Below are 14295 nucleotides of genomic sequence, written 5' to 3' on the forward strand. Positions count from 1 at the left end.
ATTGAAATGACTTTTCCTAAAGGTCATTTTTTTATTATATATTCTAGGACAAATCTTTGTTGTAGTTAATAAAATTCATTCAAAAGAAGATGTGGCGCAATTGATTGACAGTTAGCTTTAACTCAATGTATAATAGCAACATGGATATGAAAAATGGTGTATTTATTATTGGCGCAATCCTGACAATATTTTTTGCAGGATTGACCTTGATTTTTTGGTGGAAAATCAGAAAACTGAAAGATTTAAGAACTTTACGATTAGGGCGTTTATCTTTTTTTGCTTTACTTTTTTTGTGGGGGACTATTAATGGAATTATTGGTTCAGGATTAGTATTAACCGAATTGCATCAAAATGTACTTTTATTATTACTCATTGCTGAAGCAGTTGTGATGTTCTTAATCATACCAATGATAATCGGTATTATTGTACCTATAAGTATCGTTGTGTTAACAATAAAGATGTGGCGCAGAGAATCAAAATCGATAGGGAATCTTTTATTGCCTATTGTTGTGTTGACATTTTTAGTAGTTGACTGGATTCATCTTTCAATGGGGAGATTACCGGATAGTTGGATTTGGTTAAAAATATTAGGAATGGTTTATCCCGTTCTTTCAATTTATCTTGCTTGGCAATTTGGAATTTTCTTTTTATCAAGTTGGGTCTATGGTCGGCGTGTTCGAAAACAAAGAGCAAATTACTATGTTGTCCTAGGCGCAGGGTTAATTCAGGGAGAACATGTGGGTAAATTGTTAGGAAATCGAATTTTGGCAGCGGTCAAAGCTGTCCGCGATAATGAAACAATTTTAGTTTTTTCAGGTGGACAAGGTCCTGATGAGAAAGTTTCTGAAGCTAGAGCTATGCAACGGTATGCGGTTGAAGTTCTTGGTTTTCCGATTGAGCGGACAATGCTTGAAGATCAATCAAGAACAACTTACGAAAACCTGGTTTTTTCTTCTCAATTGATTAGGGAAAAATTTCTGTTCTTCACTTCTGATTACCATGTTTTTCGAGCAGCTCTTTTTGCAGCAATGTTAAAACTTGAAGCTCATGGTGGGAAGGGTGGAAAGACAGCTATGTATTATCGTGTTCCAGCTTTTATTCGTGAATTTATTGCTGTTTTAAATTATGAAAAGAAAAAACATATGATACGAGTAGGAATCATTGTGGCTATCTTTTTGAGTATTGCTATTGTTTCACAAATTGGCTATTTTTGGAATCAAAGATAATAAAAAGTTACTGACAACTTTCTGTCAGTAACTTTTTTGGTTACAAATAAATACTTTTTTCGTATAGTAAGATATGTTGACAGCAATTGATGAAAATGGACAAGTAGTAAACTTATTAGAAATAGAAGTAAAAGAACTGACAGGAAAATATTTTTGTCCTTCTTGTAAATCAGAGTTATTTATAAAAAATGGTGAAATAAAGATGCCTCACTTTGCTCATAAATCTCTCAAAGCTTGCGACTTATGGCTTGAAAACGAATCTGAACAACATTTAGGATTAAAAAAAGCACTCTATCAATGGTTTAAAAAAACTGATAAGGTGGAAATTGAAGCTTATATTCCTGAATTTAAGCAGAGGCCAGATTTATTGGTAAATGATAAAATAGCTATTGAAATTCAATGTTCTCATCTTTCTATGAAACGTTTAAAAGAAAGGACAGAGAATTATCAAGTCCACGGTTTTACGGTGCTTTGGCTTATGGGGCAAGATTTATGGTTAAAAGACCAAATAACAGAACTTCAAAAAAATCTAGTCTATTTTTCAGAAAATAGAGGTTTCTATTATTGGGAGTTAGATTTCAAAGCTCAGAAGATGAGATTAAAATCCCTGATTCATGAAGATTTGCGTGGAAAAATTATTTATTTACAAGAAGAAATTCCTTTTGGGGAAGGACGACTTATTGAGCAATTACGACTGCCTTTTTTATCACAAAAGTTACTGACAATACCACTTATTGTTGATCTTAAACTAGCGGAATTTATTCGTCGGCAACTTTATTATTGTTCACCAAAATGGTTGAAACTTCAGGAAAAATATTACCAGAGAGGTGAAAATTTGTTGAATTTGACTTTTGAACGTTCTTTTATTGCGCCTTTGGGATTGAACTTACTTGAAGTTTTTGATGATAAAATTCCTTTACATAAATTTACTCAAATTAAGCAGAATATTAACCTCTATTATGAAAACTTTTTAATAAATTTTCAGCAAAATAGCTTTAAGGCAGTCTATCCTCCCCGTTTCTATGCTATAATGAAAAAGCAGAAGAAGGATATGAATAAATGAAATTCTGCTAATAAGTTTTTAATATGAATAAAAATTATTTTGAGTAAAAAGGAGTGATCTTCATGGCTAAGAACAGAAATGAAATTCCTGAAAAATTAACTTGGGATTTGACAACAATTTATAAAACAGATAAAGAATGGGAAGCAGAGCTAACTAGAATAAAAAGCGAACTTTCACTCGTTGAAGAGACGGATCCTGGTCATTTACTTGATTCAGCTGAAAGTCTTCTGATAATTACCGAAAAAATGCTATCCATTTCTCAACAAGTTGAAAAACTATATGTTTATGCTTCAATGAAAAATGACCAAGATACCAGAGAGGCTAAGTATCAGGAGTATCAGTCAAAAGCAACAGCCCTCTATGTGAAATTCGGAGAGGTCTATGCCTTCTATGAACCTGAGTTTTTGAAAATTTCAAAAGAAGTCTATAACAAATGGTTGGGGGAACTTAAAAAATTAAAAAACTATGACCATATGTTTGAGCGACTTTTTGCTAAAAAAGCTCATATTCTTAGTCAAAAAGAGGAAAAGTTATTGGCTGCGGCTGGTGAAATTTTTGAAAGTCCTTCAGAAACTTTTGAAATTTTTGATAATGCAGATATTAAGTTACCTATGGTCAAAAATGAATCTGATGAGATGGTCCAACTCACACATGGAAATTACTCTTCCTTAATGGAAAGTAAGAATAGAGAAGTACGAAAAGCAGCTTACAAAGCACTTTATAGTAATTATGAACAATATCAGCATACTTATGCAAAGACCTTACAGACCAATGTAAAAGTCCATAATCTTAATGCCCAAATCCGCTCTTATGATTCAGCCCGTCAAGCTGCTCTGGCTAATAATTTTGTTCCAGAAAAAGTTTATGATGTTTTGATGGAGGCCATTCATCAATATTTGCCACTTTTACATCGTTATGTTGAACTACGCAAGAAAATTTTAGGAATTTCTGATTTCAAGATGTATGATATCTATACTCCATTATCTAATTTAGATTATAAGTTTAACTATGAAGATGGAGTGAAAAAAGCAGAAGAAGTTTTAGCGATATTTGGTAAAGAATATAAAGAAAAAGTTAAAGCAGCATTTGAACAAAGATGGATTGATGTCGAAGAAAATATCGGAAAACGTTCGGGTGCTTATTCAGGTGGATCTTATGATACCAATGCTTTTATGCTTCTCAATTGGCAAGAAACATTAGATGATCTTTTTACTTTAGTTCATGAAATGGGGCACTCAATGCATAGTGCTTTCACGCGTGAAAATCAACCTTATGTTTATGGGGATTATCCAATCTTTTTAGCTGAAATTGCCTCAACCACAAATGAAAATATTTTAACTGAGACTTTATTAAAGGAAAGTAAAGATGATAAAGAGCGCTTCGCCCTTTTGAATCACTGGCTTGATAGTTTCCGTGGAACTGTTTTCCGTCAGAGTCAATTTGCCGAATTTGAACAAAAAATCCATGAAGCAGATGCCGCCGGAGAAGTTTTAACAAGTGAATACTTAAACTCACTTTATGGTGAAATAAATGAAAAATACTATAATTTAACAGCCAAAGAAAATCCAGAAATTCAGTATGAATGGGCTAGAATTCCGCATTTTTATTATAATTTCTATGTTTTTCAATACGCAACAGGTTTTGCTGCGGCAACTTTCTTAGCTGAAAAAGTTGTTCACGGTTCAGATGATGATCGTCAAAAATATCTTGAATATTTGAAGGCAGGTTCCTCAGCTTATCCTTTAGAAGTAATTGCCAAAGCTGGAGTTGATATGGAATCTACCGATTATTTAGATGCCGCCTTTGAGCTTTTTGAAAATCGATTGAGTGAATTAGAAAAATTAGTTGAAAAAGGAGTTCATCTTTAAAAATGGTTGAAACATATAAACGTACAAGTAACCCCATGATGAATCGACCAGTTGTCAAAGCAGAATTAGTAGAATGGATGCGTTCAAGTCAAACACAAATAACCGGAGAACTTGCAGAAGTACTGAAATTTGCTAAAGAAAATAATATTCCAGTTATCCCACATGAGACAGTTATTTATTTTCAAATGTTGTTGAGTTTGTTGCAGCCAAAAAGAATTCTCGAAATCGGAACAGCAATTGGCTTTTCGGCTCTCGTGATGGCTCAAGAGGTTCCAAATGCGGAGATTGTAACAATTGACCGTAATCCTGAAATGATTGAGTTAGCCAAAAAAAATCTGGACAAGTATGACCATCGAAACCAAATTATTCTTAAAGAGGGTGATGCTGCAGATGTTTTGAAAGAGTTATCGGGCCCATTTGATGTAATCTTTATGGACTCAGCTAAATCAAAATATATCGAATTCCTATCAATTGCTCTAGATTTGCTGTCTGAAAATGGAGTGATTTTAATGGATGATATTTTTCAAGGTGGAGAAATATTGACCCCAATTATGGAAATCAAAAGAAATCAGCGGGCGCTAGAGCGTGGCTTACGCAAGCTTTTTGATGAGGTCTTAGATAATCCGAAATATTTAACAAGTATTCTCCCGCTTGGAGATGGCTTGTTGATGATAAAAAAGGCATAAATCGAGTTGGCAGATTGTCAAATTACTTTAGATAAAGTTTTGTGTATTTAAAGCTTTATTTAATTTTTTATGATATAATTGCAACAAGTTAAAAATAAAAGGATGTTTTAGGACACATTAACTACAAACATCGAATCATGCGAAGGAGAATATCTTGAAATTCAAAAAACTCGGATTAGTTATGACTACTGTCTTTGCCGGAGCTGCATTGGTAACCTTATCTGGTTGCTCAAGTAGTGATTCAGCAAGCAAGGATATCATCACAATGAAAGGTGATACCATTCGCGTTTCTGATTTATACAAGGAAGCCAAACAATTTCCATCACAACCGACAAATACATTACTTCAAAATTTAACTTTTGACAAAATTTTTACTAAAGACTTTGGAAAAGAAGTAACTGATAAAGATGTTAGCAAAAAAGTTAAGTCAATCAAGGACCAATATGGTAGCCAATTTTCATCTGCTTTGCAACAACAAGGCTTGACTGAAGCAAGTTTCACACCATACATGCGTACACAAATGCTTGAACAAGCAGCGATTGACCATGAAATCAAAGAAACTCAATATACAGATGCTAACCTTAAAAAAGCTTGGGAATCTTACCATCCAGATGTAACAGCATATGTTGTTTCTGAAACATCAAAAGATGCAGCAACAAAAGCTTTGGAAGCTGCTAAAAAAGATGATGCTGGTAAAGCAAGCTTTGAAAAAACAAATGCTGAAAGCAAAGTAACATTTAATTCAACTTCAACAAGTGTTCCAACAGAAGTTCAAACAGCTGCTTTCAAATTGAAAAATGGCGAGTTTTCAGATGTCATTGAATCTACAAGTTCATCAACAGGTGCTACTTCTTACTATATTGTCGAAATGGTAAAAACATCTGAAAAAGGAACTGACATGAACAAGTACAAAAAAGAACTTCAAAATGTCATTAAAACTGAAAAAGAACAAGATACAACATTTGTAAGTGGTGTTATTGCTAAATACCTCAAAAAGAATAACGTAACTGTGAAAGAATCTGCATTTGCATCACTCTTCTCACAATTTACACAAACATCAAGTTCTTCATCATCTAAATAATTTAGATAATAGAAATTAACTTTAAAGAGAGCTCTAAATGGTGAGAATGAGCAAGTTAAAAAAAGTGCTTATAGCAGCGATAACTGCTTTAACAACCGAACTAAGATGATAGAAATTCTATCGTGAATAAGGGTGGTACCGCGGTATAACTGTATACGCCCCTTTGTTTACGGTAGAATTTTATTGTTTTATTGTGAAAACATTAACAAAGTATATGAAATAAGTTTATTGTTAGACTTTAAACTTTATATAAAAGGAGAAAATAATGAAAACCATGACTTCCGCAGAAGTTCGCCAAATGTTCCTCGACTTTTTCAAATCAAAAGGTCACACTGTGGAACCTTCTCAAAGTCTTGTTCCTGTAAATGACCCAACTTTGCTTTGGATAAATTCAGGAGTAGCAACGCTAAAAAAATATTTTGATGGTTCAGTAGTGCCAGAAAATCCTAGATTGACTAATGCTCAAAAGGCTATCCGGACAAATGATATTGAGAATGTTGGTAAAACAGCACGTCACCATACTATGTTTGAAATGCTCGGTAACTTTTCAATTGGTGATTATTTCCGTAAAGAAGCGATTGCTTTTGCTTGGGAATTATTGACAAGTTCTGAATGGTTTGAATTCCCAGCAGAAAAACTTTACATCACTTATTACCCAGCTGATAAGGATACTTATAATCGTTGGGTTGAGGTTGGGGTAGACCCAACACATCTTGTGCCAATTGAAGATAACTTCTGGGAAATTGGTGCTGGTCCTTCTGGTCCAGATACAGAAATTTTCTTTGACCGTGGAGAAGTTTATGATCCAGAACATGTGGGCTTAAAATTGTTGGCAGAAGACATTGAAAATGACCGTTATATTGAAATCTGGAACATTGTTCTTTCACAATTTAATGCCGATCCATCAATCCCTCGTTCAGAATATCCTGAATTGCCACAAAAAAATATTGATACGGGAATGGGACTTGAACGAATGGTTTGCATTATTCAAGGCGGAAAAACAAACTTTGATACAGACTTATTCTTACCAATCATTCGTGAAATTGAAAAACTATCTGGAAAAACATATAGTCCAGACAGCGAAAATATGAGTTTCAAAGTGATTGCTGACCATATTCGCTCACTCTCATTTGCTATTGGTGATGGTGCTTTGCCAGGAAATGAAGGACGTGGTTATGTTTTACGTCGCTTACTTCGTCGTGCGGTTATGCATGGTAAAAAATTGGGAATTCAAGGGAAATTCTTGGCTTCACTCGTTCCGACTGTTGGGAAAATCATGCAATCCTATTATCCAGAAGTGCTTGAAAAAGAAGACTTCATCATGCAAATTATTGATCGTGAAGAAGAAACTTTCAACCGCACGATTGATGCGGGTCAAAAATTGATTGATGAACTTTTGGTAAATCTTAAAGCTGAAGGAAAAGATAGACTTGAAGGAGCAGATATTTTCCGCCTCTACGATACTTATGGTTTCCCTGTGGAATTGACAGAAGAATTGGCAGAAGATGAAGGATTCAAAATTGACCACGAAGGATTCAAAGTAGCAATGAAAGCTCAACAAGAGCGTGCACGTGCTGCTGTTGTCAAAGGTGGTTCAATGGGCGCTCAAAATGAAACATTGTCATCTATCGAAGTAGAATCAGAATTCCTTTATGAAGATAAGACTGCTCAAGGAAAATTACTTGTAGCTATTCAAGACGATGAAATTGTTGATGAAGTTTCTGGGAAAGCTCAACTTGTTTTTGATGTGACTCCTTTTTATGCTGAAATGGGTGGTCAAGTGGCTGACCATGGAGTAATTAAAGATGCTGATGGTCAAGTTGTGGCTAATGTATTAGATGTACAACATGCGCCTCATGGCCAAAATCTTCATTCTGTTGAGACTCTTTCACCACTTAAAGTTGGAGAAAGCTATACTTTAGAGATTGACCAAGAACGCCGAGCTGCTGTTGTGAAAAATCATACAGCAACTCACTTACTTCATGCTGCTTTGCATAATATTGTTGGGAATCATGCACTACAAGCTGGTTCACTTAATGAGGTTGAATTCTTACGTTTTGACTTTACTCACTTTGCACAAGTGACTAAAGAAGAATTGGCTGAGATTGAACGTCAAGTTAATGAAGTAATTTGGCAATCATTAAAAGTTGAAACAGTTGAAACTGATATTGCTACAGCCAAAGAAATGGGAGCGATGGCCCTCTTTGGTGAGAAATATGGGAAAAACGTTCGCGTTGTAAAAATTGGTGACTACTCTATCGAACTTTGTGGTGGAACACATACACAAACAACTTCTGAAATTGGTTTATTCAAGATTGTTAAAGAAGAAGGAATTGGTTCTGGTGTTCGCCGGATTATTGCTGTAACAGGTCAAAAAGCTTATGAAGCCTTTAAAGATGCTGAAAATACTTTGAATGAAGTAGCAACAATGGTTAAAGCGCCGCAAACTTCACAAGTTTTAGCAAAAGTTACTAGCTTACAAGATGAGCTTAAAACAGCTCAAAAAGAAAATGATGCTTTGGCTGGAAAACTTGCAGCAAGTCAATCAGATGAAATTTTCAAAAATGTGCAAACAGCTGGTTCTCTCAACTTTATCGCCAGTGAAGTCACTGTTCCTGACGCTCATGGTTTGCGTAATTTGGCAGATATTTGGAAACAAAAAGAACTTTCAGATGTTCTTGTTTTAGTTGCTAAAATTGGTGAAAAAGTAAGTCTTTTAGTAGCTTCTAAGTCATCAGATGTAAAAGCAGGTAATTTAGTTAAAGAATTAGCACCTTTTGTTGATGGTCGTGGTGGTGGAAAACCAGACATGGCCATGGCTGGTGGTTCAAAAGCAGCAGGAATTTCTGAACTTTTGGCCGCAGTTGCTGAAAAATTAGCCTAAAAAGATAAATATCGTAGATTTTCTACGATATTTTTTATTTTCTGGATATGAGTCAGTAAATTTTTATGGTAAAATGATGAAAATACTTGAAAGAGATGCCTAAAATGAAGATTACAATTTTTGGAGATTCAATTACCAATGGTTTTGGAATGGATGAAGGGGGTTCGTCAAATATTATTGCAAGATTAATTGAGAAAAATGAGCCCAAGCTGAAAGTGGTACTTCATGGAATTAATGGAGATGATACTTATGGTGGACTTCTACGTCTAAAATACGTTCTAGAGGAAGAAGCGGACTTAAATTTTATTTTTTTTGGGGCAAATGATGCTTCACCTTATCATTTGATTCGACCGGCAGAATTTCGCGAAAATTTATTAAAAATGATTTCGCAGTTGGGTGTAGAAAGAACGGTTCTAATTACTCCTCCTTTTTATAATGATGATGAACCAACACATTATAGTAAGCTTTCCGAGGTTGAACTTTTTAGAGAAGTCACATTAAATTTAGGCAAAGAAAAATCGCTTAAGGTGATTGATATTTTTCAGATAATGAAGAGCTCTGAAAATCCTAAAAATTTGTTGAGAGCTGATGGTTTACATTTTACATCAAGGGCTTATGAGTTGTTGGTCAGAGAGATTTTATCTGTCATTAAAAATCCTTAAATAAATGTTCATTTTGTGGTAAAATGAGGGCATGGTAAAAAATACAGAAGATAAGCCTTTAGCTCAGAACAAAAAGGCTCGGCATGATTATGAAATTTACGAAACTTTTGAAGCAGGAATTGTGCTGACAGGAACGGAGATTAAGTCTGTTCGTCAGGCAAAAATTCAATTAAAAGATGGATTTGCCAGAGTTCGTAATGGAGAAGTTTGGTTATCAAATGTTCATATTGCTCCTTTTGAGCAGGGCAATATTTTTAATGTTGAAGAATTGCGTACGCGAAAACTATTACTAAATAAAAAAGAAATTGCTAAGATTGATAAGGAATTGTCAGGGACAGGAATTACTTTTATTCCTTTAAAAGTTTATTTGAAAAATGGCTTTGCTAAGGTTTTGATGGGGCTTGCCCGTGGTAAGAAAGATTACGATAAACGTGAAACGCTCAAACGTAAAGAACAAAATCGGGATATTGCAAGACAAATTAAAGCTTACAACCGTTAAAAAAATCACTGATAAATCTGTCAGTGATTTTTTTACTGACAGAATTGGTATCTTGCTGATAATTCTTTTATTTACAGCTAAAATATGCCTTCTTTGTCATATTTTATTGACAGATTTACCGTCAGTAAAAAAGTTTTCAAGATAAAAATATCGTTTACAATCCATTTACCTTGTATTTACTAAGTGTTTACACCCAGTGCCTTCTTTCGATGATAGAATAGTTTTGTAAGCAAAAACGCTTAACAACTTATTTAGAAATTAATTGGAGAAACTTCTCATGAAAAAGAAAATTCTTGTTGGTCTTATTACTGCTGGTGCATTGTTAACTTTGGCAGCTTGTGGTTCATCAAACGGCTCATCATCAAGTAGCTCAAGTTCTTCTGACAAAGCTCTGTCAGGAAAAATTATTGCTGGAGGCTCAACTGCTCTTCAACCATTAGCACAACAATCGTCAACAGAATTTATGGCAAAAAATACTGGTGTTCAAGTGACTGTGCAAGGTGGTGGTTCTGGTGTTGGTTTGACACAAGTTGCAGCTGGTTCTTTCCAGATTGGGAACTCTGATATTTTTGCTGAAGAAAAATCAGGAATTGATGCTTCTGCAATTACTGACCATAAAGTAGCAGTTGTTGGTTTTGCACCGATTGTTAACGCAAAAATTGATGTTAAAAACTTAACTTCTCAACAATTGCAAGATGTCTTCACAGGTAAGGTAACAAACTGGAAAGATGTGGGTGGTTCAGACCAAAAAATTACGGTTATCGGACGGACTGAGGGTTCTGGAACTCGCGTAAACTTTGATAAATTCGCACTTGGTGGAGCAACAGAGGTTAAAGGCCCAACACAAGATGCTTCAGGTTCAGTTGTTCAAATGGTTGGTCAAACACCAGGAGCGATTTCATATGTGGCACTTTCTTATGTTGATACAAGTAAAGACATCAAAGATATTTCAATTGATGGTGTTGAGCCAACAGAAGCAAATGTCGTAACTAATGACTACAAAGTTTGGTCTTACGAACATATGTACACCAATACTAAGAAAGAAACTGCAGCAGATAAAGCTTTCATTAAATATGTGGCAGAAAACAAAAAAGACATCAAAAAATTGGGATACATTCCAATCAGTGACATGAAAGTTGAACGTGACGCTGACGGAAATATCACTAAAAAATAACACTGACAGTAAGTCAATTTCAAAATAATTTATGTCTGTCAGTAAATTTAACAATTAATAAATTAGTTTATAACCATAGGATTCAAAGCAATAAAAATTTTCTTCTTCATAAATTAAAATTTAAAAGTTTGACTCCTTTTTTATAAAAATTTTATCAGTGAACATAAACAGGATGAACTGATGAAAGACTATCTTTAAATTTTTCTTCATAATTCTTTCCCTAAAAGACAGGAAATTGCTCACTCTTTTTCAGAGTTGGGCATTTTCCCGTATTATTTACAAAACATTTACATAAGAACGCTATCATCAACCGCTCATTGATAGGCCATTATGGTATAATTAAGCTATGAAGAAGAAAATTTTTATTGCTTTGATGGCCAGTGTGAGTTTATTTGCATTGGCAGCTTGTGGTTCTGGAAATAAACAGGTCACAGCGGGTGGCTCAACTGCCTTGCAACCCATGGTTGAACATGCTTCTATGGCATATATGAAGCAAAATCCTGATGAAATTATTATGGTTCAAGGTGGTGGTTCTGGTGTCGGATTGGCTCAGGTTGCGGCTGGTTCTTTCCAGATTGGGAATTCTGATATTTTCGCTGAAGAAAAATCAGGAATAGCAGTTGATAAAATTATTGACCATAAAGTTGCTGTCATTGGTTTTGCACCAATTATCAACAAAAAGTTAAAAGTTTCAAATTTGACTCAACAAGAACTGATTGATATTTTCACTGGTAAAATTACCAACTGGAAAGAAGTAGGAGGTCAAGACCAAAAAATAACGGTCATTGGTCGTACTGCTGGTTCAGGAACGCGAGTAAATTTTGATAAATATGCGTTGAATGGTGCCACAGAAGTGAATGGTCCAACCCAAGATGCTTCAGGTTCTGTTGTTCAATTAGTTGGGCAAACGCCAGGGGCTATTTCATATGTTGCTTTCAGTTACACCAATAAACCTGGTGTAAAGGCGGTTAATGTTGATGGTGTTGCGCCAAATTATGACAATGTAAAAACTAATGCATGGAAAATTTGGTCATATGAGCATATGTACACCAACAAATCTCGTAAGAACACAATCGAAAATAAATTTATCGAATACGTTAAAAATGATAAGAAAACCCTAGAGCAGCTTGGTTATATCCGTGTTTCTGAAATGAAGGTTGACCGTGATGCTAAAGGAAATGTTGAAAAAATTAAATAATTACTGATGGAAATTAAACTTATCCTCCGTCAGTAAAAAAATTAGTCAAAATAAGTTTAATCAATAACTTCATTTGCATTAATCAGATAGATGCAAATTAACAAAAATAGTTAGGTCCCTATGGAAAATTCAAAAATCAAAGAAAAATTGCTTTCAAGCAATAAAAATTCAAGACTTGAAAAATTTGGTAAGAGTTTAACTTTCTTATGTATTGCCCTTATTGTCTTCGTTGTAGGTGCAATTCTTGTCTTTGTTGCTCAAAAAGGTCTGTCAACTTTCTATTCAGATGGTGTTAATCCTTTCCGTTTCCTTTTTGGAACAAATTGGTCACCGGGTAATCTTGGCCCTGACGGTAAACCCGCAGTTGGCGCATTGCCGATGTTTACGGGGTCATTGATTGTTACTGTACTTTCAGCCCTTGTTGCCACTCCATTTGCGATTGGTGCGGGAATTTATATGACAGAAATTTCACCAAAATATGGTAAGAAAATTTTGCAACCTGTCATTGAACTCCTTGTTGGTATTCCTTCAGTTGTTTATGGCTTCATTGGTTTGACTGTTGTTGTTCCAGCCATTCGTAATGTTTTTGGTGGAACTGGTTTGGGTCTCTTGTCAGGTGTGTTTGTACTCTTTGTCATGATTTTACCAACTGTAACCTCAATGACTGTGGATGCTATGAAAGCTGTCCCTTCTTATTATAAAGAAGCGTCACTCGGACTTGGTGCAACGCGTTGGCAAACAATTTGGCGTGTTCTTCTAAGAGCCGCAACACCAGGGATTTTGACCGCTGTTATCTTTGGAATGGCGCGTGCTTTTGGTGAAGCTCTTGCTATTCAAATGGTTGTTGGTAATGCCGTTACCATGCCAAAAGATTTGATTTCACCAGCTTCAACCTTGACTTCAATCTTGACATCAGGAATTCCAAATGCAACACCTGGTATTCAATTGAATGCACTTTGGTCACTTGCCTTACTTCTTTTGATTATGTCACTCTTTTTCAACCTCGCAATGCGTGCTATTGCTAAGAAAGGAAGTCTTAAATAATGAACGCTAAACGCTCTGACAAGATTGCCACTGGTGTCCTTTACGTCCTTTCTGGCATCATTGTTCTTATCCTCGCTTTTTTACTGGCTTATATTTTAATTAAAGGTTTGCCAGTTCTCTTTAAAGACCCTAAATTTATCATCACCGCATCAAATCCATTGACAGGTGGTGGGATTGCAGTCCAACTTTTTAACTCTGTTTATCTTTTGATTGTCACTTTGATTATTTCTGTTCCTTTATCACTTGGCGCAGGAATTTATCTGTCTGAATATGCGAATCAAAAACATTGGTTAACTGGTGTTGTTCGCTCAGCTATTGAAGTTTTATCTTCACTTCCTTCAATCGTTGTTGGACTTTTCGGGATGTTAATTTTCGTATTACAATTTGGTCTTGGTTTCTCAGTTCTATCAGGTGCCTTGGCACTAACTGTGTTCAACTTACCATTGATGACTCGGAATGTTGAAGAATCACTTCGAGCAATTCCAACTTCACAACGTGAAGGTGGTTTGGCACTCGGAATGTCACGTTGGGAAACGGCAACACAAGTCATTTTACCAGCTGCTGTGCCCGGAATCATTACTGGGGTTATCTTATCTTCAGGACGTGTCTTTGGTGAAGCTGCGGCACTGATTTACACTGCTGGACAAACGAACCTCCCAATTAACTGGGCAAACTGGAATCCGATGAGCTTGACTTCGCCACTCTCACTTTTCAGACCAGCTGAAACTTTGGCTGTTCATATCTGGGCACTTAATACCGAAGGAACGATTTCAACAGCGCAACAAATTTCTGCAGGAGCTTCAGCAGTATTGATTATCTTTGTTCTCCTCTTTAACTTGGGGGCACGTTTCCTTGGAAATCGAATTCACAAGAAGTTAACATCTTCTAACTAAGAAAATCAAAGATTTTA

12 protein-coding genes are annotated in these 14295 nt (G+C 35.3%); all 12 read left to right on the top strand.

All coding sequences use genetic code 11. The features are described from left to right. Positions 1–140: 140 nt before the first annotated feature. The 12 genes from LDP15_RS01035 (at position 141) to pstA (ending at position 14278) form a co-directional block, all read left to right on the top strand. Positions 141–1226, top strand: a complete 1086-nt coding sequence (locus tag LDP15_RS01035; protein WP_225513423.1) for a YdcF family protein — start codon at positions 141–143, stop codon at positions 1224–1226. 73 nt (positions 1227–1299) lie between these two features. Beyond that, positions 1300–2289 carry a competence protein CoiA gene (locus LDP15_RS01040; protein ID WP_015426906.1) on the top strand — a complete coding sequence of 330 codons (990 nt, stop codon included), beginning with the start codon at positions 1300–1302 and terminating at the stop codon, positions 2287–2289. A gap of 62 nt (positions 2290–2351) precedes the next feature. Next, entirely contained in the window at positions 2352–4157 is a 1806-nt protein-coding gene (gene pepF / locus LDP15_RS01045) for an oligoendopeptidase F (protein ID WP_042230565.1), read from the top strand. 2 nt (positions 4158–4159) lie between these two features. Beyond that, positions 4160–4843 (top strand): O-methyltransferase, encoded by a 684-nt coding sequence (locus tag LDP15_RS01050; protein ID WP_015426904.1) that lies wholly within the window; start codon positions 4160–4162, stop codon positions 4841–4843. 154 nt (positions 4844–4997) lie between these two features. Next, positions 4998–5924, top strand: a complete 927-nt coding sequence (locus LDP15_RS01055; RefSeq protein WP_042230563.1) for a peptidyl-prolyl cis-trans isomerase — start codon at positions 4998–5000, stop codon at positions 5922–5924. 265 nt (positions 5925–6189) lie between these two features. Continuing rightward, a complete protein-coding gene (gene alaS / locus LDP15_RS01060; protein WP_015426902.1) occupies positions 6190–8808 on the top strand; it encodes an alanine--tRNA ligase in 2619 nt (872 codons plus the stop codon). 104 nt (positions 8809–8912) lie between these two features. After that, entirely contained in the window at positions 8913–9470 is a 558-nt protein-coding gene (locus LDP15_RS01065) for an SGNH/GDSL hydrolase family protein (protein ID WP_042230561.1), read from the top strand. 31 nt (positions 9471–9501) lie between these two features. After that, positions 9502–9969, top strand: coding sequence for an SsrA-binding protein SmpB (gene smpB / locus LDP15_RS01070; RefSeq protein ID WP_003130878.1), 468 nt, complete (start codon positions 9502–9504; stop codon positions 9967–9969). A gap of 277 nt (positions 9970–10246) precedes the next feature. Next, positions 10247–11143, top strand: coding sequence for a phosphate ABC transporter substrate-binding protein (locus LDP15_RS01075; RefSeq protein WP_015426900.1), 897 nt, complete (start codon positions 10247–10249; stop codon positions 11141–11143). Between the two features lie 346 nt (positions 11144–11489). Further along, a complete protein-coding gene (locus tag LDP15_RS01080) occupies positions 11490–12341 on the top strand; it encodes a phosphate ABC transporter substrate-binding protein (protein WP_015426899.1) in 852 nt (283 codons plus the stop codon). 120 nt (positions 12342–12461) lie between these two features. Next, the gene (gene pstC, locus LDP15_RS01085; RefSeq protein ID WP_015426898.1) at positions 12462–13385 is read left to right on the top strand and encodes a phosphate ABC transporter permease subunit PstC; all 924 of its coding nucleotides are present in this window, start codon (positions 12462–12464) and stop codon (positions 13383–13385) included. Then, positions 13385–14278 (top strand): phosphate ABC transporter permease PstA, encoded by an 894-nt coding sequence (gene pstA, locus LDP15_RS01090; RefSeq protein ID WP_015426897.1) that lies wholly within the window; start codon positions 13385–13387, stop codon positions 14276–14278. The genes pstC and pstA overlap by 1 nt, the downstream gene beginning before the upstream one ends. Positions 14279–14295: the final 17 nt, after the last annotated feature.

The organism is Lactococcus sp. SK2-659, assembly GCF_020218185.2.
Classification (GTDB): domain Bacteria; phylum Bacillota; class Bacilli; order Lactobacillales; family Streptococcaceae; genus Lactococcus; species Lactococcus lactis.